19 protein-coding genes are annotated in these 22596 nt (G+C 37.5%); 12 read left to right on the top strand and 7 right to left on the bottom strand.

The window, feature by feature from the left end; all coding sequences use genetic code 11:
- Window positions 1-17 precede the first annotated feature (17 nt).
- Window positions 18-1223, bottom strand: coding sequence for an SfnB family sulfur acquisition oxidoreductase (locus IMO47_RS03800; protein ID WP_196076720.1), 1206 nt, complete (start codon window positions 1221-1223; stop codon window positions 18-20).
- Between the two features lie 397 nt (window positions 1224-1620).
- Here IMO47_RS03800 and IMO47_RS03795 point away from each other — a divergent pair, with 397 nt between their 5' ends.
- The 6 genes from IMO47_RS03795 (at window position 1621) to IMO47_RS03770 (ending at window position 9301) form a co-directional block, all read left to right on the top strand.
- On the top strand, window positions 1621-2385 hold the full coding sequence (locus IMO47_RS03795; protein ID WP_196076721.1) for a glutathione S-transferase: 765 nt from the start codon (window positions 1621-1623) through the stop codon (window positions 2383-2385).
- 69 nt (window positions 2386-2454) lie between these two features.
- On the top strand, window positions 2455-2829 hold the full coding sequence (locus IMO47_RS03790; RefSeq protein ID WP_196076722.1) for a hypothetical protein: 375 nt from the start codon (window positions 2455-2457) through the stop codon (window positions 2827-2829).
- A 69-nt stretch (window positions 2830-2898) separates the two neighbouring features.
- On the top strand, window positions 2899-4119 hold the full coding sequence (locus IMO47_RS03785; RefSeq protein WP_196076723.1) for an SEL1-like repeat protein: 1221 nt from the start codon (window positions 2899-2901) through the stop codon (window positions 4117-4119).
- 168 nt (window positions 4120-4287) lie between these two features.
- The gene (locus tag IMO47_RS03780; RefSeq protein ID WP_196076724.1) at window positions 4288-4557 is read left to right on the top strand and encodes a hypothetical protein; all 270 of its coding nucleotides are present in this window, start codon (window positions 4288-4290) and stop codon (window positions 4555-4557) included.
- A 352-nt stretch (window positions 4558-4909) separates the two neighbouring features.
- Window positions 4910-7549, top strand: a complete 2640-nt coding sequence (locus IMO47_RS03775) for a bifunctional aconitate hydratase 2/2-methylisocitrate dehydratase (protein WP_196076725.1) — start codon at window positions 4910-4912, stop codon at window positions 7547-7549.
- A 1419-nt stretch (window positions 7550-8968) separates the two neighbouring features.
- Window positions 8969-9301: a helix-turn-helix transcriptional regulator gene (locus IMO47_RS03770; protein WP_196077779.1), complete on the top strand. Its 333-nt coding sequence runs from the start codon at window positions 8969-8971 to the stop codon at window positions 9299-9301.
- Window positions 9302-9637: 336 nt separating this feature from the next.
- Here the strand turns inward: IMO47_RS03770 and mqo are convergent, their stop codons facing one another.
- Window positions 9638-11275 carry a malate dehydrogenase (quinone) gene (gene mqo / locus IMO47_RS03765; RefSeq protein ID WP_196075213.1) on the bottom strand — a complete coding sequence of 546 codons (1638 nt, stop codon included), beginning with the start codon at window positions 11273-11275 and terminating at the stop codon, window positions 9638-9640.
- Between the two features lie 318 nt (window positions 11276-11593).
- Window positions 11594-12079, bottom strand: a complete 486-nt coding sequence (locus tag IMO47_RS03760; RefSeq protein ID WP_196075454.1) for an Lrp/AsnC family transcriptional regulator — start codon at window positions 12077-12079, stop codon at window positions 11594-11596.
- Window positions 12080-12542: 463 nt separating this feature from the next.
- Here IMO47_RS03760 and IMO47_RS03755 point away from each other — a divergent pair, with 463 nt between their 5' ends.
- A complete protein-coding gene (locus IMO47_RS03755) occupies window positions 12543-13526 on the top strand; it encodes an ion transporter (RefSeq protein ID WP_196075453.1) in 984 nt (327 codons plus the stop codon).
- 75 nt (window positions 13527-13601) lie between these two features.
- Window positions 13602-14633 (top strand): hypothetical protein, encoded by a 1032-nt coding sequence (locus tag IMO47_RS03750; RefSeq protein ID WP_196075452.1) that lies wholly within the window; start codon window positions 13602-13604, stop codon window positions 14631-14633.
- A 5-nt stretch (window positions 14634-14638) separates the two neighbouring features.
- On the opposite strand, the gene IMO47_RS03745 is transcribed toward IMO47_RS03750, so the two are convergent.
- Complete coding sequence (locus tag IMO47_RS03745) at window positions 14639-15625, bottom strand: 3-carboxyethylcatechol 2,3-dioxygenase (protein WP_196075451.1); 987 nt, start codon at window positions 15623-15625, stop codon at window positions 14639-14641.
- Window positions 15626-15948: 323 nt separating this feature from the next.
- Here IMO47_RS03745 and IMO47_RS03740 point away from each other — a divergent pair, with 323 nt between their 5' ends.
- Complete coding sequence (locus IMO47_RS03740) at window positions 15949-16749, top strand: tetratricopeptide repeat protein (protein ID WP_242052603.1); 801 nt, start codon at window positions 15949-15951, stop codon at window positions 16747-16749.
- Between the two features lie 396 nt (window positions 16750-17145).
- Window positions 17146-18159 carry a sensor domain-containing diguanylate cyclase gene (locus IMO47_RS03735; protein WP_196075450.1) on the top strand — a complete coding sequence of 338 codons (1014 nt, stop codon included), beginning with the start codon at window positions 17146-17148 and terminating at the stop codon, window positions 18157-18159.
- A gap of 40 nt (window positions 18160-18199) precedes the next feature.
- Here the strand turns inward: IMO47_RS03735 and IMO47_RS03730 are convergent, their stop codons facing one another.
- The 3 genes from IMO47_RS03730 to IMO47_RS03720 form a co-directional block, all read right to left on the bottom strand.
- Window positions 18200-19108 carry an alpha/beta hydrolase gene (locus tag IMO47_RS03730; protein ID WP_196075449.1) on the bottom strand — a complete coding sequence of 303 codons (909 nt, stop codon included), beginning with the start codon at window positions 19106-19108 and terminating at the stop codon, window positions 18200-18202.
- Window positions 19109-19562: 454 nt separating this feature from the next.
- Window positions 19563-20021 (bottom strand): DUF441 domain-containing protein, encoded by a 459-nt coding sequence (locus IMO47_RS03725; RefSeq protein WP_196075448.1) that lies wholly within the window; start codon window positions 20019-20021, stop codon window positions 19563-19565.
- A 107-nt stretch (window positions 20022-20128) separates the two neighbouring features.
- Window positions 20129-20587 carry an Rrf2 family transcriptional regulator gene (locus IMO47_RS03720; protein WP_196075455.1) on the bottom strand — a complete coding sequence of 153 codons (459 nt, stop codon included), beginning with the start codon at window positions 20585-20587 and terminating at the stop codon, window positions 20129-20131.
- Window positions 20588-20691: 104 nt separating this feature from the next.
- On the opposite strand from IMO47_RS03720, the gene IMO47_RS03715 reads away from it, so the two are divergent.
- Together IMO47_RS03715 and IMO47_RS03710 are read left to right on the top strand one after the other, a co-directional pair.
- Window positions 20692-21600, top strand: a complete 909-nt coding sequence (locus IMO47_RS03715; protein WP_196075447.1) for an NAD(P)/FAD-dependent oxidoreductase — start codon at window positions 20692-20694, stop codon at window positions 21598-21600.
- 103 nt (window positions 21601-21703) lie between these two features.
- Complete coding sequence (locus IMO47_RS03710; protein WP_196075446.1) at window positions 21704-22426, top strand: 16S rRNA pseudouridine(516) synthase; 723 nt, start codon at window positions 21704-21706, stop codon at window positions 22424-22426.
- Window positions 22427-22596: the final 170 nt, after the last annotated feature.

Below are 22596 nucleotides of genomic sequence, written 5' to 3'. Positions count from 1 at the left end.
AATAGATAATCAGATTTTTAAATCCATGCGTGGCGTTGGTCTTGTTTGCCATTTAAGTAGTAGTTTCCAATGGCATGCAATTTCCAACGAACAGGGTCATGTAGGGTATGTACACGAGCATTTCGCCAGTGTTGGTCAAGATTGTGGGTAGACAGGCTGGAACGACTGCCGCCTAACTCAAGCAGCTTTTCAGAAATCTGTAATGCGGCATCATTGGCGTACACTTTTGCTTCAGCCACAATAATGGATGCTTTGCTGGCTTGTTGTGGCGTGACAGTGTCTTGAGCATCTAACTGATCTAAATATTCAGCGGCTTCGTCTAACAATAAAATCGATGCATCAAGTAAAATATTGAGCTTGCCGACTTCTTGTAGTGTATAAGCTTCGAAACTGGCTTTTTCCACATTGGCATCTACAATTGGACGTGCTTTATGTATTGCAGACAAAGTATCGTCAAAAGCTGCTTCAGCAATTCCTACATCTATCGCAACTTGAATCAGTTGAGAGTAAGCGCCTCGATATTTTGATGCATCCGCAAGTGGTTTTTCATCCATGATCAGTTCTGGATTGACCACCACATTTTTTAAACGTACTGTGCCGCTGGCAGTCGTGCGTTGACCAAAACCATCCCAATCGTTCGCTATCTCTACACCTTGAGCTTGGGCATTGATTATCGTGAGGACAGTATGCCCCAAAGGATGAATTGCACGTATTGCAAGCCAATCTGCAAATGATGAACCTGTTGAATAAAATTTTTCACCATTTAAAACATATTGACCATTCAGCTGATCCAAGCGGGTTTCTATGGTTTTGGTATCCTTGCTATGACGTTCAGGACCGCCATTGGAAAGACGCTTACCTTTTAAAATTTCAGCATAAATAAACTGTTTTTGTGATTCGCTGGCAATGTTTTCGATGGCATTTAATAAACCAAACTGATTCTGGGGAATCTGTCCAACGCTGGCATCTGCCTTAGACAGAATACGGAAAACATGCGCAAGGGTTTTATTGGACACCTGAGCACCGCCGTATTTTTTTGCAATACGAATTGCACCTAACCCTTTAAGACTAAATTGTTGGATGACATCAACAGGTAAAATTCGTTGTTGATCACGTATATTTCGTTCTACCAAAGCAAAATCAGCAACTTGGTAAGCTGCATTAATCGCCTGTTGATCATTTTGGATCACTGTGGCTGAGGTAGAAGAATTCAAACTAGACATATCGGCACCTTCTTATAGATACCAAAACGCTAAGCAATATTGCGGGAAAAATTAACCGAAGTATTGTGCTTAGCTTATCTCTAATTATTTTTAATAAAAAAACAGCATAGTATTTTATAAAATAAGATAAATTAAGTCTTTGATATTTATGTTTTAATTTTAAAAATGATTGATTTGTATTTTGTTGAAATGGGTTCCTTTATTCCTGATTTAAATAAACACTAAAGAAACATATATAACTGTCGAATAAGCAGTGGGTCAGATGACGAGCGATTGATGTAAAAAGTACATTGTAATTCAAGTCATGAATGTCTAAAGTATAGAGGATTGCTCAGGATTCATTCCTGTGGTTTGAGGTTTTCTAAGCCTTTAATTAAAAAAATAATTTGGAGATTACATGCGTACGTTGTACCAATTCCCACTCTCACATTACTGTGAAAAAGCGCGTTGGTTGCTTGATCATAAAGAATTGGATTTTGTTGCGCAGAATTTAATACCGGGTGTGCATCGTGCTTTTGCACAATTAAAAACAGGGCAAAATAAATTGCCTATTTTAAAAGATGGTGAACGATTTATTGCAGGCTCTACACAAATCGCCTTATATCTTGATGAAATCTATCCTGAGCATCGTTTGATCCGCCATGATCCTAAATTACGTGAGCAAATCTTAGAAATTGACCAAATTGCCAATGAATTAGGCATTCATGTACGTCGTTGGGGACTGGCTCATGCGTTGGCGGAAGGTGATGAACCTTTAGAAATTATGATTGGCGAAAAAGGCTATCTGCGTCAATTTGAAAAAATTTCTAAACCCATACTTAAAACCTTGGTGTCCAAGAGCTATCAACTTGATCAAGAAAAAGTAGAAGAGTCGAAATATAATCTCGACTTGACCATTGCCAGTTTAAATCAAACTTTGATTGACAATGGCTGCCGTTATTTTGTCGGTGATCGTTTTGGTTTGGCTGATATTTCTGTCTGCTCAATGCTGGCGCCTTTATTGGAACTTGATGCTACACCGTGGGAAAAAGAGGACGCTGAACATATTTCGCAAGCGTTTGTTGATTTCAGCCAATATTTACTTGAATTACCTTTAGGACAGTATGTCAAAAGAATTTATGCTACTGAACGTAATGCGCGTGTAGATTGGCGTGGTATGTAACATCACATCAATAAAGACTCCAATTTACTGAAAAATTCAGTATCATAGTCAGGAATTGGAGATTTTTTAATGCAGAAATTCATGATTTTGGGTGCAATAAGCACTGTTTTATTGATGGTCGGTTGTACTGAAAAAAAACCTGCAACGCCTGAAGAAATTTGGAAAGGTTATTGTACCAGTATTGGTAATGCGGCACGCTCAATTACTTTAGACCGTCAAAATGGTATCACCAAGAAAGAAGCACTTGACTATGCCGATAAAGTCACTGATCCAACCACAAAAGGTTTTGTACTGGAGTATTTGGAAAAAGTTTATGCATTGCCCGATGCTGAATTAAAAGCAGATAAAGATGCAGTCCAAGCAAAATTTAAAAATGAAGCTTATGAGCAGTGTGTCAATACGCCACATGATCCCAAAAAAATGCCAGATTACAAACCGTTCTAAGGAGCGGTTTTTTATTGTTTAAATCACATCCTTTCTAATAATTACAGTCAATCAGCACTGAGTTTAATCATGCCGAATAAAAGATCGATATCAAAAATTTCTTTACTCTCATTTTTCTTGACTTTTTCAGTCATGGGGCAAGCTGAAGAAACCCAAACCGTGACCAGACAAGTTCAAACAACCCAGCCTGATATCGCACAACTAGAAACACAAGCAGACAAGGGGCAAGCCAAGGCACAGTACCAACTTTTTTTGTTTTATAAAAACCTAGATCCAATCCTGGCGCTCCGTTATCTCAATCAAGCTGTTCAACAGGATTATCCTTTGGCTTTGAATGCGATGGGCTGGTTGTATTATAAAGGTGATGGCATAACTCAAGATAACCAAAAAGCTGTAGCGTTTCTAAATAAAGCTAAAGATAAAGGTCAAGTATTTGCTTATGTTAATCTGGCAACATTGTATGCACGTGGTGATGCTGTTGCTAAAGATGAAAGAAAAGCAGCAGAATTATTGAGTTATGCTGCTGATCATGGTGACTCTGGTGGTGCTTTTAATTTAGCTTTAGCCTATGCACAGGGAGTGGGGGTGCAACAAGATACGGACAAGGCGATTTTTTATTTAAAAAAAGCTGCGGAAGGTGGATTGGCGCTTGCTCAGCAAATGTATGGAGACATGTTATATAAGGGGGAAGTTGTGCCACAAAATATTAAGCAAGGTCTCCATTTACTGACACTATCTGCTGAACAGGGCGATGTAAAAGCTCAAACTATTTTAGGCGGATTATATGGCGCTGAAAATGAGTATGTTGAGCAAAATCCTGAGTTGGCTTTCAAATGGACAGAACGTGCAGCTCAACATAACGATATAGATGCATTGGCTAATCTTGGCTGGATGTATTATCAAGCTGTCGGTACTCAAAGAGATGTGCAAAAAGGTATTCAAATGCTGATTCATGCGAGCGAACATGGCAGTGTTCAGTCAGCAATGAATTTGGGGATGATTTATGCTAAAGGGGAATATGTCAAAAAAGATGCAAAAAAAGCCTTTGATTATTTTTCCAAAGCTGAACAAGCTGGAGATATCAGTGCAAATTTATTTCTGGGCGATGCCTACTATCAGGGTAAAGGTGTAAAAAGAGATGAGAACAAGGCATTAGAAGCTATGCTCAAAGCTCAAAAAGCAGGTTATACGTTGGACCTTGCCACCATGAAAGAATATGATTTATGCAAATTGGAATCACGAATGGTCAGTGGTCGATATATACATGCTTTTGAATGTCCCATATCGTAATTTAACCAGATTTTATATAGACCGTCTAATGGCGGTCTTTTTTTAACCGGAGTTATCAGAAATATCGCTATATTCTGTAAAGCTCGCCATAAAAAATGATTAGCATAAAAAATGAAAAGCATATATAAAATATAGAAATAGAAAATAAAAAAAGTCGAGGAGTGTGTCATGGAAGTGGTTGCATATTTACATAATGCGGATTTGCTCTTAGAAGATGAACAGGGTGTTGCTGTGATTAGCGGAAGTCATTATGTGCTGAGTTTAGGTGATCAAGTTTTTTTTCAAGACCTTATTGATGAGCAGGCAAAATTGTATCAGGTCAAAATCTCTTTCGCTTGTGCTGAACATGCCATGTTGCATGAAGATGAAGTGCAGATGAAATTTGAAGGCTGTCGAACAGAATTTCAAAAGTATGTAGACAGTACAACAGTCCACTAAGGTGGAATGGACTTATCCAACAAAAAAAGGCAACATCAGTTGCTTTTTTTATATGTGAAACAAGTTCAAACCCATGCCAGACACTTTGAACCGGAAGTGCTTTGTAAAAAATGATCTTATTGTTTTATTTCTTAAGCAAAGAATGATCTTCAATGCACACTGAAAGTGAATGAAGGTTGAAGAGTGAAAAAACCATGAGTATTTATTTACAAAATAATGGGCATCACGAATTAATACGCTCATCGCATTAACTTTTGGCTTGATTTTTAGTAAAATTTGACAGTCCATATTGCCTGTGAAGCTTTTATAAGCAGGAATTCACAGGTAAATTTTTAAAAAGAGGAATAACACCGTGCTAGAAGCTTACCGCCAACACGTTGCAGAACGTGCCGCACTCGGAGTCCCACCGAAGCCACTTGACGATGCTCAAACTGCTGACTTGGTTGAATTATTAAAAAATCCACCAGCAGGCGAAGAAGCATTTTTAGTAGATTTGCTTGAAAACCGTGTTCCAGCAGGTGTTGACCAGGCAGCCTATGTAAAAGCAGCATTTTTAACAGCTGTGGCTAAAGGTGAAACGACTTCTCCATTAGTTTCTAAAGAACGCGCGGTTTACTTACTAGGTACTATGCTTGGTGGTTATAACGTAGCTCCGTTGGTTGAATTGCTTGATGACGCTGCACTTGCTGAATTAGCTGCAGAAGCATTGAAGAAAACTCTTCTTGTATTTGATGCATTCCATGACGTTGCTGATAAAGCGAAAGCTGGTAACGTACATGCGAAAGCAGTAATGCAGTCTTGGGCAGAAGCTGAATGGTTCACTAGCCGTAAAGATGTTCCTGAAGAAATCAAACTGACTGTTTTCAAAGTTACTGGCGAAACGAATACTGATGATTTGTCTCCTGCACAAGATGCTTGGAGCCGTCCAGATATTCCATTGCATGCCAATGCGATGTTGAAAAACGTTCGTGATGGTATCAATCCAGAAGTTCCGGGTGAAGTTGGTCCACTCAATCAAATTAAAGAACTCATTGCGAAAGGCAATCAAGTTGCTTATGTTGGCGATGTTGTGGGTACAGGTTCTTCTCGTAAGTCTGCAACAAACTCTGTTCTTTGGTTCTTTGGTGACGATATTGCTCACATCCCGAACAAAAAAGACGGTGGTTACTGCTTAGGTTCTAAAATTGCACCAATTTTCTTCAATACAATGGAAGATGCAGGTGCATTACCTGTAGAAATTGATGTTGCGAACATGAACATGGGCGATGAAATTACGCTTAAAATTGATCATGCTGCTGCAAAAGTTACCGCATTTAAAGCAGGTGAACAAATTGCTGAAGCTGAGTTGAAAACGCCAGTTCTTCTAGATGAAGTACGTGCTGGTGGTCGTATCAACTTGATCGTGGGGCGTGGTTTGACTGCGAAAGCTCGTGAAGCGCTTGGTCTTCCTGCTTCTACTTTATTCCGTACGCCAGTTCAACCTGAGAATACAGGTAAAGGCTTTACTCAAGCTCAAAAAATGGTTGGTCGCGCTTGCGGTCTGCCTGAAGGTCAAGGTGTTCGTCCAGGTACTTACTGTGAACCTAAGATGACTACTGTTGGCTCTCAAGATACAACAGGTCCGATGACACGTGACGAATTGAAAGACTTGGCTTGCCTAGGTTTCTCAGCTGATCTCGTGATGCAGTCTTTCTGTCACACTGCTGCATATCCAAAACCAGTTGACGTTCAAATGCAACACACGCTTCCTGATTTCATCATGAACCGTGGTGGTGTTTCTTTACGCCCAGGTGACGGTATTATTCACTCTTGGTTAAACCGTATGCTTCTTCCGGATACTGTTGGTACTGGTGGTGACTCACATACGCGTTTCCCAATCGGTATTTCTTTCCCTGCGGGTTCTGGTCTAGTCGCTTTCGCTGCTGCAACGGGTGTTATGCCACTTGATATGCCTGAATCAGTGCTTGTTAAGTTCAAAGGTAAAATGCAGCCTGGCATCACACTACGTGACCTTGTACATGCGATTCCTTACTATGCAATTCAAGCGGGTGACTTAACTGTAGAGAAAAAAGGTAAGAAAAACATTTTCTCTGGTCGTATCTTAGAAATCGACTTAACAGAAATGGAAACTGACTTAACTGTAGAGCAAGCATTCGAACTTTCTGATGCTTCTGCTGAACGTTCTGCTGCCGGTTGTTCAATCACACTTTCTGAAGCGAAAGTTGCTGAATACTTACAATCTAACATCACAATGTTGAAGTGGATGATTTCTCAAGGTTATGGCGATGCACGTACTATGGCGCGCCGTGTTGAGAACATGGAAAAATGGTTGGCAAATCCATCACTTCTTAAAGCTGATGCTGATGCTGAATATACGAAAGTGTATGAAATTGATCTTGCTGACATTAAAGAACCTGTTCTTTGCTGCCCGAACGATCCAGATGACGCTAAACTTCTTTCTGACGTTCAAGGCGTTAAGATTGATGAAGTGTTCGTTGGTTCATGTATGACCAACATCGGTCACTTCCGTGCTGCTGGTAAGTTGCTTGACAAAGTACCTGGTGGTTCATTGTCTACGCGTTTATGGTTGGCTCCACCAACACGTATGGACGAGCATCAATTGATGGAAGAAGGCTTCTATAACATTTATGGTAAAGCTGGCGCGCGTACTGAAATGCCAGGTTGTTCATTATGTATGGGTAACCAAGCACGTGTAGCTCCGAACACGACTTGTGTATCGACTTCTACACGTAACTTCCCGAACCGTTTAGGTCAAGGCGCAAATGTTTACTTGGCTTCTGCTGAGCTTGCATCTGTTGCTGCGGTATTGGGTAAATTACCTTCTCCAGAAGAGTATCAACAATATGCTGCGCAAATCGACAGCATGTCTGCTGACATCTATCAATACTTGAACTTCGACAAGATGGGCGAGTATACAGATGCTGCTAAAGACATCGATACTAAGAAAATTGCTGCTGCTCAATTAAGCTAATCTATTGAAAAATAGATTAAATTGAGTTAAAACAAAGGGCTGATTATTCAGCCCTTTGTTTTAGAAAATATATAAATCAATTTAAAACTACTGAAAAATTAATCACCCTTTTAAAGGGGTTATCTGAAGAAAGCAGATTTGAAAATCACCAATGAGACCTATCAGAAATTGTTATATAGAAATTACAGAATCAAATAATTCAATATTTAAGCAAATATATATTTAAAAGAAAACCTATGTTTCATTGTACGGAAAAGCATAATTTAAATCATTGTTATTCAATCATTTTACAATCAGATGAAAAAACATCATGCAAACAGAATCTGACGAATGATGAAAGAGCGATAAAGTTTATTGAAGAACTTTAAACTACACAATTGACGAAGAATTCTTTTGATCGTACTTCATTATTTTCTAAAGTTGCTTCCATTTACTGATCCAGATCATTTTTCAATTTATGATTCCAGTGCTAGCTATGCATTAAACTGGTTGATTTTGAATTATGCGTCTGAAATACACTTATTTATCCGAACCTTAGGCAGCTGTACAGTGAGAGCCAAATATGATGTGTAAACGCTTTTCCGGCTCATTCGAAAAATCATACCTATACAAATCGTAAAAGTGTCTATCAAGATTATTGTCGGTGAAGCAAAAATTATCCATAGAGATTTATGGAACAGGAACTAAACCATACCTATTGAAAAGGTTAATTTATATAATTGCTCCAACAAAAAAACTCAAGATATTGAACAAAATGTAGCTATTATGATTAATATATGGCTTGTTATAACTATTTGAAGTCGTACGTATTCTATTTCATTAATTGGATACTGATTGCTGTGAATCATAATGAAAACTTATGAAATATATAAAATTTCTATAATATCAGTCATCATCTTTTTAAAATCCAAAATAACGATCATACTATTGATACTTGATGGATCAAAATCAGTATTGATAGAGTCAAAAAGTGCCAAGAGCACTGGATAGATGTGTTGATCATCAATGAATAAAGTTTTATTTGGATTAAAAATTGAGAATAATAATCAATCTTAATATCTGCGTATCCTGAATTTATAAATTGAGAGAACATGAATTTTTTATCTACTGCACATAATTTATTTGAACAGATGGTAAATAATAATGCTGTACAAAAATAGTCAAATTCTTCTTTATTCACGACTTTAACATTTAAGTCTGATAAATAATTTTCGAGGTAATTATGAATAATAATAAAAGTCTCAGCTAATTCTTTTGATATTTTTTTAACAATATTTGAATGCATCATCATTTTTCTAAATTTTAGTGAATGAGTGGGTATTGTATTGCAAAACTATTGTTTTGTAAAACAATACTTTTGATGCAGAATATATTGCATTGCAATACGCTTCGGATACTTTGTTAAGCTAATATCAAGGAATGGATATAGGTCATGCAATACGTTATTTGCGAAAACGGAAGGGCTGGACTCAACAGCAACTAGCCGATTTTTCCAATACTTCAAAAAGTAACATTTCCAATCTTGAGAATGGCAATCAAGGGTACAGTCCTGCAATACTCCAGTACCTTGCGGAAGCTTTTAATTGTTCTGTCGCACAACTATTCTTGTTGGCTGAAAGTTTGGATGAAGAAGAGAATGTCTCAGAAAATTGGGATAAGATGCCTATCGATGCTTTATTTATACAATTACCCAAAGATATTCAAGACAACTTAAAACAATTGATATATAGCTTAATACAAAATAAATCCTGATCATCTATTCTTATAATCAAATAAGTACACTCAAATCTTTTATTATTCTAAAATTTTAATCATGTGTTTTAAATCAATTCACTTCATTTAAATATATAAAGTCTTTGCTCAATTTTTAGATATTAATTGATTGAGTAAAGTTGAATTTATTTTAATAATCATTTGCTTAATCAGAAAATTTTGCGCGCGCATTAAAAAGCCCCATTTTCAGGGGCTAGTCGTATAGCTGACGCTATACTCATATAAGGCTCATCTCATACTGCATATATTAAAACATAAAATGAATCTCTCAGCCATAAAAAGATGAGCCTAAGCTCATCTTCTTATCAATGCAAATTAATGTGCATTTGCTACAGCAGCGGCTGTCGCATCATTTGCAGCTTTACGTGTAGGCGTATAATTTAAACCTAAAGTTGAACTGGTATAGGTACGTACTTGATCCAGTAGAGCAGGGTTGGTATTTAAATCCTGTTGATAAGATTTTACAATCTCGTGTAACTTAGGATTCCATTTACCTTTCACTTGCTCAGGGAACGCTTTTTCCATCAAGCTCAACATAATGTAAGGAGAGGTTGATGCGCCTGGTGAGGCACCGAGAAGCGCAGTGATTGAACCATCTTTAGAGCTAAAGATTTCAGTACCAAACTGAAGTGTAGCAGGTTTACCTGGTGCTTTTTTGATGATCTGAACACGTTGACCGGCTTGACTTAAAGTCCAGTCTTCAATTTTCGCATCAGGGTAATACTTTTTCAGTTCATTGAACTGATCCTGCTTAGACATTGCAACTTGACTCACCAAGTATTTCACCAAGTCCAGATTTTCCATACCAATGGTGGCCATTGGAATGACATTGTTTTTGTTGGTCGCATCAATCAAATCAAACTGAGAACCATTTTTAAGGAACTTGTTTGAATAGGTTGCGAATGGACCAAACAACACATACTTTTTACCATCAACATAACGTGTATCAATGTGTGGAACAGACATTGGAGGTGCACCTAACTCAGGCTTACCATATACTTTTGCAGTGTGTTGTGCGGTAACAGCAGGATTATCTGTCATCAAGAAGATACCACCGATCGGGAAGCCAGCATATTGCTTGGTTTCTTCAAGACCTGTCATCTGCAATAATCTGATTGCAGCACCACCCGCACCAATAAATACATGGCGAGTTTTAACGTGGCTTGCTTCATTGGTTTTCAAATTCTTAAACGATACAGTCCAAGTTTTATCTTCATTTTGACTAATGCCAGTGACTTCAGTCGATGTTTCAAGCTTGAAGTTTGGTTGCTTCTTCAAATGATCAACCAATTGTGTGGTGATTGAACCATAGTTGACATCTGAGCCTACATCCATACGCGTCGCTGCAACTTTTTGGCTTGCATCACGACCTTGCATGACTAACGGCGCCCATTGTGTGATTTCATCAGGATTTTCAGTATATTTTAATCCTTCAAACATTGGACTTTGACGCATTGCATCGTAGCGCTTCTTCATATAGTTCACGCTATCGCCCCACACAAAGGCAATATGAGGAACAGGATTAATGAAGCTTGAAGGTTGACCCAATACGCCATTTTTAACTTGATATGACCAGAATTGCTTACTGACTTCAAATTGAGATGCAGTATCAATGGCTTTTTTAATATCAACTTTACCGTCTTTTTCAGGGGTATAGTTCATTTCCATAAAACCTGAATGTCCAGTACCTGCATTATTGAATCCTGCAGAACTTTCCTGACCCACTTGATCCAATCTTTCATACATATGGACCGTCCAATCAGGTTCAACTTCATTGAGGTATGTCCCCAATGTAGCACTCATAATTCCACCACCGACAAGTACGACATCTAACACAGGCTCATCTGCTGCTGTAGTGACTTTTTTAGAGCTAATTGGTCTAAATAAAAAGATCAGTCCAATAACAAATACAACTCCGATGACAATCAGTAGGTATTTCAAAAATCTCTTCATATATTTCCTGTTTCATCAAGTTTTAATAATATTGTAATGTAGAAAAGTTACATAAATGTTGGTTTGTGTAATGTTTTTTTGCGTAAATGATTTAAATATATGAAATAATTTGCTTTTAAATTTGTAAATTGGTGGGTAAAAAATAAACAGATTAAATTTTGAATAGCAAATTTGTGTGATATTTATACGAAAAATGCTTAGACTAAAGTATTATTTTTTGTAGGTGTTGGTCATATTGTTGATTGATAATGTATAAATAACACGCAAACAAAGAAGAGTTTTTGATCATCTGTTTTAAAACCCTTCTTTAAAATTTTGCTATTCAATCAGCATGAGATCTGATTTATTTTCTAATTTTAATGGACGTAAGGCAAAAATGGATCGGGTATGACGAATGCCTTTCATTGAGTATAAATTTTTACGTAAAAAGCGTTCATAATGTTCGGCATTTTTAACCGCGACCTTGACCAAATAATCATAATCTCCAGTCACCAAATGTGCTTCTACCACTTCTGGCATTTGACTGAGCGCATCGCTAAATTGCTCTAAGATTTCATCATCATGACGTTCCAATGTGATTTCAATAAAGAACAGCTCGTTAATTCCGATTGCCTTGGCATTGATTGTCGCAGTATAGCCTTCAATCACATTTAAGGATTCAAGACGTTTGACTCGTGTCCAACATGGAGAAGAGGAAAGCCCGACAAGTTCAGAGAGTTGAGCAATAGTTAAACGCCCATCTTGACGAAGTGCCGATAAAATTTTGCGATCAATTCGGTCTAAGGTGTATTGGCTATCATTCATAAGCTGTACCACAGAAAATATTTTCGAAAAAAAGCAGATATTTGAAAATTCATTCCGAAAATATTAAAGATTTATATTAAATACGGAAAACATTCTATCCAACATGGCGCTAAAATAAACTTATTAAATCAAAGACATTTGGGAGACTGGCTTTGATTTGGCGGATAGTATCTTTAGAGGAAGGGTGCCTTTAACGATACTGTCCGCTGCCTATTTTTCAAGCTTGCAAAAAGACTTTTTAATCTTCTTAGAGATCGTATGTTCATGCAGCCATAGTGAATCTAGTGTATCAACCTTTGTGATTATATAATAAAAATTTATGAAATAATGAAAATATATTTATGCTTTTAATAAAGCTTCATTGCCGAGTTCAGGCTATAAATTTGTAAAGCTCAGAGCAGGATGATGTGCAATTCTGCCAATCCGTATTAAAATGACTCATCTTTAAAATAAAGAACAATAGATGCGCTTCACAGTTTGGTACACGCTCAGAAAATTTATTTATGACAATTTACATAATGAAGATTATGAAACATGGTTTAGTCGTGCGATCAATTTTTCGCTTATTTTTCTGATTATTGGAAATGTGATTGCGGTACTCTTAGAGTCCATTAATGATGTTTATAAAGCGTATCAAGTTTATTTTGATGTATTTGAAAATATATCGATTGTGGTCTTTTCTGTTGAATATGTTTTACGTTTTTGGAGTGTTGTAGAAAAAGAACCGTTTGAAGCAGGGTGGAAAGCTCGTTGGAACTATGTGACAAGTGGAGCTGCAATTATTGATTTATTGGCAATATTACCAGCCTATATCAATTTCTTTGTGCATATTGACTTAAGATTCCTCCGAATTTTACGTTTGTTGCGTTTGTTAAAACTCACCCGATATTTTATTTCACTACAAATTCTCCTACGTGTAATTGAGCGTGAAAAAGGTTCATTTCAAGCTGTCATTTTTATTTTGGTGATTATGATTGTGATGGCAGCAGCAGGAATTTATGTGGTGGAAGGGCGAGCACAGCCTGAAGTATTTAGCTCTATTCCTGCATCCATGTGGTGGGCAGTCGTGACATTAACCACAGTAGGTTATGGTGATGTTACACCTATTACCCCATTGGGACGTTTTTTGGGCGCAATGATCACGATTCTTGGGGTGGGGTTAGCGGCTTTGCCAGCAGGTATTTTAGCCAATGGTTTAGCCAATGAACTTGAGTTAAGAAAACAGCAATTAGAGTTGAAATTCAGAGATCTATTACAGAGTTGTGAAATTGATATCATCCATGATGAAGAAAAAATAGATAACATTCGCCGAGAAGTTGGGCTATCTACAGATCAAACCCGTGATATTGTTTTGCAACTCATTCGTGAACGTAAGGAAGATGAGGAGGAAAAGGAAAAGAATAAATATTGTTTTTGCCCACATTGCGGTCATAAGCTACCCGAATGATATTGAGTCAAGCTGTTGTAAAATATCATTTAAGTCGGTAGAATTTTTTATACTTGATTCTAATTAATTTTATCAATGATTAAAAAAACTTTAATGGCTGTACTGGTTGCAGTCCATATGAATACTGTTGTTTATGCTGATGTAACACAACAAGATTACAAAAAGCTTGGAAAAATGACCATTATCCGTGGTGATACTTATAGTGAAGCATTAACGATCAAAGAAGAGATCATGTCATTGCTCGCGAAAAAGCAATTTAAGGCCTTAGACCAGCTTATTGCTAAAGAATTAAAGTCGGAAGCCATTTTTTTAAATGGTAAAAATAGGCATACCATATATCTGGAAAAACTTGCTGAAATAACAGAAAGATATAGAACGCGGGATGAGTCAGTTTGGGATCAGCAACAACAACTTGCTGATGAGTGGTTAAAGGCTACGCCTAAATCACCATTACCATACTTGTTTAAAGCGTATCTGTTGGGTGCGAAATCATGGGTGTATAGAGGTGGAAATTATATCCATGAAGTCTCGCAAGATGACCTTGATATTTTTATAAAATTACAGATGCAGAGAATTTCTTTTTTGCTTGAACATAAAGAGATTGCTTCCAAAGATCCATTTTATTATGTTGCTTTATTAAAGTCATACCAAAATTTTGGAGCAGTCAATGAGGCTTATGCAACATATAAAGAGGGTATTGCAAAATTTCCATCTTATCGTCCGATTTATAATACCTATATAGCGATTAATGATTCAAAATGGCTCGGTGGCTATCCCGGAATGATGGATGAGGTTATCGCTGACATCCAGCGGTTAAATCCTGGTCCAAATCAGGACATGTATTATTATCTGATTGTCTTTACGGCTACAGATCGAGGGAACCCATTTCAGCTTGAAGGTAATAGCATCGACTGGGAGCGAGTTGAACGTGGTTCAATACTCGCCTTGGAACGTTATCCTTCATTTAGCCGAATCACTCAGGTTGCAGAGTTAATGTGCTCTTTTAAGGGCAATAGAGCACGTGTAAATCGCTTATATAGTGCATTTGCAGTTGAACAAATACCTGAATCCCTAAAGAATACAATGATCAACAGTTGCCCAGAGTAACTGTATTAAATCAAATCTCGCGACGGTTCGAAGCTTCCGGTCATCTGTTGCAGTGGTTCTGCGGTCATCATTCCCATGCCTGCAATCCATTCTTGAATCGGCGCGTAATAAACAATCTCAGCGTGATATGCACCATATGCGGAAAGTGCAGAAAATGCAGCCATCCAAGTTCGAATTTCCTGACCACCACGACCACCGTGAAGAAGAATGTCTTCACTGGTCATTGAGCCAAGATAATTAAAATCTGCATCTTTAAATCGCTGTAGTAATGCTTTGTCCCATGTTGGGTTAAGCGGCAATGTCAAACTCTGGTCTCCATGGGCAAGACCTTGACCTACAGCAATCACCTTGGCTTGACGCTGCTGACGGGCTTCCGTGCTAGGATTTCGACCAGCAATCAAAAATTCTTGGACTTCTTGGGATGCCGTGTGTATTTGCGGTGTAGGTGGGTCATGAGATAACCCTCCAGAGCCGATAATTAAAATGCGCTCATCTAAGCCTTTCAGATATTTGCCGACAATCTGTCCCATCTGAATCACACGTTGTGTTCGGGGCAAGGGATTTGCTGCACTATTGATAAAAATCGGTATTACTGGGTAGCGGTCAAGTTGACCATCACAAAATAAATCTAAGGGTTGAGTAATGCCATGATCTGCCTGCATACGATAAGAATATGACATATCAATATCATGTGCTAAACAGTAATCAGCCAAAGCAAGCGCTTTTGCTTCGGGAACATTCAGTGTTCCGGGACCATAGTTCCAATCCCCTGCAGCAGTTGCACGGGTACCCAGACAAAATGCTGGCATCAGATCATAAAAGAATCCATTAAAATGATCTGGACCAAAAATAACAATGAGTGTGGGATCATAAGCCTTCACTTGATCAGCAAGTTGGGTAAACACTGCTCTTGCTGAAGCTTCAACATCTGGTGCCGGTGAAGCAAAATCAAGTAATGGCGTGTGGGAAACACAAATTAGTTTTACAGACATTCAAGGATCTCACGCTGTTCTATTCCAATCACAAGCATAAAAGGATCAGCAAAGTGAAATACAATACAAATTTTTGATTCAAAGATCGTTTTTAACTTGTTTCATTGCGTTGAGTGAATAAGTGATCACATATTTGACCAATTTTTATAAAATCAGGAGAGTCAAAGCATATTGAATTATATTGCAGCGGCATGTCTAGGTATGCTTTTACCCTATATATTTGCAAAACTGCACGTTGAGAAAAAATGCGATTTCCAGTATTTGAATGCAGCTTATTTTTGTTTAACATAGTTTACTCTTAAAAAGGGTATGCGTTGCTATCAGTGAAAATAAGAAAATTTATATGCATTTCAACTTTAAAGCTGCTGTTACTGAGCGGCGCTGTGTATTCAGCTGATCCTGAGATTAATGTGGCAGACATACAGCGGAAAGCAGCATTAAACCAAAAACAGGCACTATTTGATTTGGGATATTTGACTCAGACAGGTCAAGGTGTTGAACAGAATCTAGCTAAAGCAATAGAGCTGTATAAAAAGGCGTCAGAATTAGGTCATCGTTCAGCTAACCACAATTTAGGCTTAATTTATTTTTATGGAAAAGGTGTCAAACAAGATTATCTTGAATCCGCCAAATGGTTTAAAATTGCCGCAGAAAGAGATGTTACTGACTCTCAAAGAAATCTCCTCAAGTTATATTATCAAAATCTTATTCCGCGTGATGAAAAATATATAGAGCAGTTGCTCAAGAAACTTGCCAATAAGGGAAATGATGAAGATATTTATGCCTTGGCGCAATATTATTACTTCGAACGTGAAGATATTGCCGCTGCTGAACCTTATTACCTGGTACTAGCAGAACAAGGAAATACCAAGGTCTTCAATCGGCTCGGTTCTATTTACTTCAAGGGAATCGGTGACAAGCGCAATTATGAAGAAGCCTATAAATGGTTTAAAAAAAGTGCCGAAGCTGGTGATAAAGATGGACAGTATTTAACTGGCATGATGCTTATGGGGAATTTTGGAGTCTCTGAAAATAAAGAGACAGCCATCTACTGGCTTAAAGCCGCAGCAAAGCAAGGTCAAACTAAAGCCTCAGAATATCTTGATTTAATTCAAAAGCAATAGTCCAATACTTTGGATGATAATCGACATCCTTCTCCTAAAGCCTTTTGATGCATTATTCTTTGGGTATCTGTTTGTGTTTTTCAGGTCAAAAAATATTCAGCTAATATTAAGGAAATCACATTATTTTGAATACTGCGTTGAGAAAAACCAACATTGCAAATGAAATGCGAACACAGCTCAATAACATGGTCTAAATTGAGCATTTCATCGTGAATTTAGTGAGCACAGTAATATACTTTAAATATGAATCATCATAAGATGTGTTTCAGAATTTTAATGCGGACTCAGTGTATTTCATTCATATTTTTCAAGTAAGCAGAAGCAAAAATATGTTTGATGAAATATTGAGATCACTGTGTATTTCCTCTTGTATTGTAAGCTCGTCTAGGATGATGTATGTCTAAAACGAAACAACCAACAGCCAAGCAATTGCTTTCCGTCATTCAAACCCAGACGGCTATTGCTAAATTGGGTTTAGACATCAATGCGGTAATGACATTGGTGGCCGAACAAGTCCAACTGATTACTCAAGCCAAAGGCGCAATTGTCGAACTCGCCGAGCAGGGGGATATGGTTTATCGTGCTGTTTCGAACGGTGCAACCGAATTTTTGGGCTTGCGTTTAAAAATGGATTCTAGTCTTTCTGGATTATGTATAGCGCAAAATTGCACATTATATTGTAAAGACAGTGAAGCAGATGAGCGTGTTGATCGAGAAGCGTGCAGAAGAGTAGGCTTACGTTCAATGGCTGTCGTTCCATTGATTCATTATGATGAACCCATAGGCGTATTAAAAATCTATTCTGAACGTGTAAATGCGTTTAAACAAGCAGATATCAATTTATTGACACTTATGTCGGAGTTGATTGCAGCGGCCATGTATCATGCTTCGAAATTCGGTGCGCAAGAATTATATAAATTAGCAACCCAAGATACTTTAACCGGGTTGGCGAACCGTGCTTTGTTTCTAGATTGTTTAAGACAAGGGGTAGAAAAAGCAAAACGTACTCAAAAACTTTTGGGAATACTGATGATTGATATGGATGGTTTGAAACCAATCAATGATCAATACGGTCATCGTTTAGGTGATGAAGCATTAAAGGAAATAGGCAAGCGTATCGTAAGTATTACTCGACAAGACGATCTGGTGGCACGTCTTGGTGGTGATGAATTTGCGGTAATCTTAAGTAGTTTGGGTGATCAGGATTTGGCAAAGAAAGTGATGAACCGTATAGTGGATGCCTGTGGACTTCCTTTTGTATTTGAAAACGTTAGATTGAACATGGGTGCAAGTGTGGGATTAGCTTTATTCCCTGAAGATGCTTTGGAACTGAACAAGCTGATAGAGTTTGCCGACCTTAAAATGTATGAACATAAACGTGCCCGTAAAGTGATAAATTTAAATGTATAGGGGTTAACCACAATCTTAATTTTCAAGTGATTCCAATAGATTATTGATAGTGGCTAGTCAGAACATCTTTATAGGCTTTGGGATTGTGCAGCCAAGGTAAATGACCTGAATTTACAAGATTGAAGACAGTCGCAGTGGGGTAGCGATCAACCACAAAATATTTGCTGTTGGTGTATATGTCGTGCTCGCCATATAGGATCGTAATTTTAAAATCTGGGTTTGGCAACCCTGTTAATAGCGGATATTTAATAATTTCAGGTCTGGTTTTATTAATTGGAGCTGCTTTTAATAAATTAAAATCTTCTGTTATATCAAGCTGGTCTGTTGATATAAATGTATGATTATAATTTTTCATCACTTGCTTGAAAAGTCGTTGATACGCTTTATCACCACCAAGCCTTCCTAAAAAGCTGTTGATTCCCATTAAAGTCCATTCCCAAGAACTGACTTTGGACTTATTGAATTGCATTACTTCATTTTCAGTTTGCTGCCATTGTGTATTTGTGCCAGATCCAGGGTTGCATAAAAAAAGACTGAGCAAATGATCGGGATATTTTTCTGCATATACCTGAGCATAAAGTCCTCCCCAAGAATGTCCCCATAAATGAAAATGCTTGATCTTATAAAATTTACGTACAGTTTCAATATCATTGATATACGCATCTAGTGTGTAATCTGCACTTGTACAAGCTGATCTCTTTGTTCCTCTCTGATGAAATATAATGACCTGAAACTGGGGAATGAAGTGTTCTGCAATAATATTTAGATCGTTTGGAAATCCCGGTCCGCCGTGTAATAAGATAATGCTTTCTTTTTCTGGAGCTGCATAAATGCAACTGAATAAGGTGTCACCGCGATAATCAATGATATTTGATTCTAGGTATTTGTGAGTTTTTACCAATTGTGGCTTAGGTGCTTCTTTTAACATTGTGCTTGTATTTGTTGTCATATGAAAAATAATGCCTCATACAAATGAGTAAAATTTAGGTGAAAAATCATGCTGTTTAATGCTGCTACAGTCATTACAAAATTGTTTATTTGTGACCTAATCTATTTTTATATTACTCAATAAATCCAAGCGTTTGGTTGAGGAAAAATCAACATTAAGATTGCATTTTTGTACTGTTCACACTGTGTAAGATTGTTGTTATGTTTATAATTTTATTTAAGATTTTTCATGGATATGGGTGGGTGGTATTGTAATTCATCAGGAGAGTACAAAAGCATCATTATTTTATTAAAAACGTCAAAGTTTTAACTTGACCAATTTAAGAAACTTTATGAGCAGATCAGTTCTATTGATTTTTCCTGATCTTAACGGTGCCGATAGACATGCTGAGTAATCTAAAGCTGGTAAGGATGGGATGTTTTTTAAATTTATTAAGTATTTCTGTTTGATGGTTTTAGGATTTACCAATCAATAACGATAAAATGCCGGCTGCAATCAGTGGACCCACAGGAACACCTCGAAGTAATGCTACTCCTGCTACTGTACCAATCAGTAAACCTGCTACGACATTCGGTTGGCTGGTCATTAAAGAAACACCACGCCCGCCTAACCATGCGACCAACAATCCAATTGCAATGGCAACTAGTGATTTCCAGTGCATAAATGATTTAAGAATGACATCGCCTGGAATTTTTCCACTGGCAATCGGGGTAAGCACACCAATTGTTAAAATGATAATTCCAACCTCCAGACCGTGAGTTTGTAATAAAGGGAAAAACTCACTTAATGGTGTGATGCGGAAGACAATTAATATGCCAGCAGCAATAGTCACTGCTGTGTTGTGACTGAAAATACCACAAGCCAATAAAACAAGAAGCACAATTAAATTTAAATCTAGACTAGACAGGCTCATCAATATTCATCATTTACAATTCATTCCAACACAGCATTATACTAAAAACAATGGAAGCATGGAGTGGAGACAGCTGTTTATTGGTATTAAAATGCTCAATAAAAAAATCAATGAAGTGAAGCATGAGACGGTTTAGTTTCCATTAAATCCCATTCATACTCAAAATCTTGCGCCAGTCTGGCTAGATTTGTCGATTTAAGTTGCTGTATTAAAATGTTTTGTGCTTCAAACATTGCTTGATTTAATGCATTGTTTACTACACGTTCGACAAGGCAGTTTGGGGTTTCTTGTTCATTGCCCATAGCAAAAATTGTTGGTTTACCGACAGCCTGATAAATATCGTATAACGAAATTTCATTTAAATTCTGGATCAATGTCCACCCCCCGCCGGGACCTTTATCGGCATGTACAAATCCTGCTTTTTTTAGCCCTGACATGGTACGTCTTACCACCACTGGATTGGTGTCGAGCATTCCTGCAATCTGTTCTGATGTGAATGGTCTTTTTTCACGTGCCATATGTAATAACACATGTAACATCCGAGAAAGTTTGCTGTCTTTACGCATGGTCATCGTACTCGTCAATTTACTTTTAATTGTAACATCAGAAGTTGCAATTTTAAAAATAAAGAAATATAGTAACTTTAAAAGTTACATATAGGCTTATAAACATGAAATATGATGTGATTATTATTGGCGGGAGTTTTGCGGGTTTATCTGCGGCTTTACCCTTGGCAAGAGCCAGAAAAAATGTGTTGGTGGTAGATGCAGGTTTGCGTAGGAACCGTTTTGCAACGCACTCTCACAATTTCCTCGCGCAGGATGGACATGAACCTGCCTCCATCATAGCGAATGCCAAGCATCAGTTAGAGAAATATTCAAGCATTGTTTGGTTGAATGCATCTGTTATCGACGTTCAGGTCAGGATCAATCATTATGAGGTTTTTACAGAAGCTGAAAATAACAATTACACAACATTTCAGACCGAAAAAATTATTATTGCAACAGGCGTAAAGGATGAATTACCCCAAATTGACGGCTTGGCCGAGCGATGGGGAAAGAGCATTTTCCATTGTCCTTACTGTGATGGTTATGAATTAAATCTTGGTCAAATTGGAGTGCTGTATTCAGGTACTCATTCTCTCCATATGGCATTGATGTTGCCTGATTGGGGGAATACAACATTATTTCTCAATGGTATAGTTCTCATTGATGCAATCGAACCAGCTCTACGAGATCAGTTAAAACAGCGTCATGTGAAATTGGATACGCGCAAAATAGCCAAAATTCAAAATCACTGTGAATTAAAATTTGAAAATGGTGATCAAACTCAGTTGGATGGGTTATTTATCTCGACTTTTATGAGAATTCAATCTCCTTGGGTAAGGAGATTAGGTTTGAATATTGACAGCAATGAGTATGGTGAAGCACTCTCGACCAATACATTCAAGCAAACCAATTTAAACAACATCTATGCATGTGGTGACATCACCCGTTCAGGTGGTTCAGTTGCATTTTCTGTTGCTGATGGTGCAATGGCTGGAGTAGCAGCCCATAAATCATTCGTATTTGGTGGTTAATTTCTATGCATGAGTGGTTGAGAATGCTGAAAAAAGTGAATCTTGATTGGGTTTGGCTTCACGATGCTTTAAACTGTGTCGTGAATTTTTAAGGTATTGATTTATGTTTTTGGAAAAAATGTTGCAATCACAAGGTTTTGGCTCTCGAAAGCATTGCCAGCACTTAATCAAGAATGGTGCAATACAAATTCAAAACGAGGTTATTACTGATCCAAAGTTTAAACTTGATTTAGATCATTTAGAATTTTCGGTGTATCAGCAAACGTTTCAATATCGGGAAAACGTTTATATTGCTTTAAACAAGCCGCAAAATTATGAGTGTTCACATCAATCTACGCATCATTTCAGCGTTTTTGACTTGTTTGATGATGTGTTGATGAATCGTGGTCTACAAAGTGTAGGGCGTTTAGATCAGGATACCACGGGCTTATTACTTTTCACTGATAACGGTCAGTTTTTACAAGCCTTGACGCATCCTAAAAAGCATGTGCCTAAAGTTTATCAGATACACACAGCTGACCCGATTACTGATGATCAAATTCAGCAGCTTGAACAGGGCGTTGAACTGCGTAATGAAAAAGGACTCTTTGCTGCAACAAATGTGCAGCGTCTTGCAGAACATGAGTTAAAAGTTACAGTACATCAAGGTGTTTATCATCAAGTGAAACGAATGCTCGCTGCAGTGGGTAACAAAGTTGAACGTTTACATCGTGTGCAGGTCGGGCAATTAGTACTCAGTCAATTGCCTGAGGGGGAATGGCTTTATCTGAATGAGGCTCAAGTAGAGGCTGCAAAAAATAAATCAGACAATATATCTGGAGTCTAATGATGATCATCGAAGCCTAACTGAGGATTCACAGCTTATCAGGTTTAAATATAGGTCTAGTGTATTATCATCTTCATCATTGATTAATGTATTGAAAAATAGATATATTTTTAAATCGAAATTTAAAGTCTAGTTGGATCGGCAAATAATCCACAAATAATATTTATTAC

It is taken from the genome of Acinetobacter sp. Res13-Abat-PEC15-P4-01 (assembly GCF_015676285.1).
GTDB lineage: Bacteria > Pseudomonadota > Gammaproteobacteria > Pseudomonadales > Moraxellaceae > Acinetobacter > Acinetobacter nematophilus.
Note: the sequence above shows the minus strand (reverse complement) of the source record. Positions and strands in the feature narration are given on the sequence as shown.

Excerpts from the sequence above, each read along its gene's own strand:
- IMO47_RS03800 (WP_196076720.1), bottom strand. The coding sequence starts at position 1,223 with ATGTCTAGTTTGAATTCTTCTACCTCAGCCACAGTGATCCAAAATGAT.
- IMO47_RS03795 (WP_196076721.1), top strand. The coding sequence starts at position 1,621 with ATGCGTACGTTGTACCAATTCCCACTCTCACATTACTGTGAAAAAGCG.
- IMO47_RS03780 (WP_196076724.1), top strand. The coding sequence starts at position 4,288 with ATGGAAGTGGTTGCATATTTACATAATGCGGATTTGCTCTTAGAAGAT.
- IMO47_RS03720 (WP_196075455.1), bottom strand. The coding sequence starts at position 20,587 with ATGCGTAAAGACAGCAAACTTTCTCGGATGTTACATGTGTTATTACAT.
- IMO47_RS03750 (WP_196075452.1), top strand. The coding sequence starts at position 13,602 with ATGATTAAAAAAACTTTAATGGCTGTACTGGTTGCAGTCCATATGAAT.
- IMO47_RS03715 (WP_196075447.1), top strand. The coding sequence starts at position 20,692 with ATGAAATATGATGTGATTATTATTGGCGGGAGTTTTGCGGGTTTATCT.
- IMO47_RS03760 (WP_196075454.1), bottom strand. The coding sequence starts at position 12,079 with ATGAATGATAGCCAATACACCTTAGACCGAATTGATCGCAAAATTTTA.
- mqo (WP_196075213.1), bottom strand. The coding sequence starts at position 11,275 with ATGAAGAGATTTTTGAAATACCTACTGATTGTCATCGGAGTTGTATTT.
- IMO47_RS03730 (WP_196075449.1), bottom strand. The coding sequence starts at position 19,108 with ATGACAACAAATACAAGCACAATGTTAAAAGAAGCACCTAAGCCACAA.
- IMO47_RS03790 (WP_196076722.1), top strand. The coding sequence starts at position 2,455 with ATGCAGAAATTCATGATTTTGGGTGCAATAAGCACTGTTTTATTGATG.
- IMO47_RS03785 (WP_196076723.1), top strand. The coding sequence starts at position 2,899 with ATGCCGAATAAAAGATCGATATCAAAAATTTCTTTACTCTCATTTTTC.
- IMO47_RS03745 (WP_196075451.1), bottom strand. The coding sequence starts at position 15,625 with ATGTCTGTAAAACTAATTTGTGTTTCCCACACGCCATTACTTGATTTT.
- IMO47_RS03755 (WP_196075453.1), top strand. The coding sequence starts at position 12,543 with ATGCGCTTCACAGTTTGGTACACGCTCAGAAAATTTATTTATGACAAT.
- IMO47_RS03710 (WP_196075446.1), top strand. The coding sequence starts at position 21,704 with ATGTTTTTGGAAAAAATGTTGCAATCACAAGGTTTTGGCTCTCGAAAG.
- IMO47_RS03735 (WP_196075450.1), top strand. The coding sequence starts at position 17,146 with ATGTCTAAAACGAAACAACCAACAGCCAAGCAATTGCTTTCCGTCATT.
- IMO47_RS03770 (WP_196077779.1), top strand. The coding sequence starts at position 8,969 with ATGGATATAGGTCATGCAATACGTTATTTGCGAAAACGGAAGGGCTGG.
- IMO47_RS03725 (WP_196075448.1), bottom strand. The coding sequence starts at position 20,021 with ATGAGCCTGTCTAGTCTAGATTTAAATTTAATTGTGCTTCTTGTTTTA.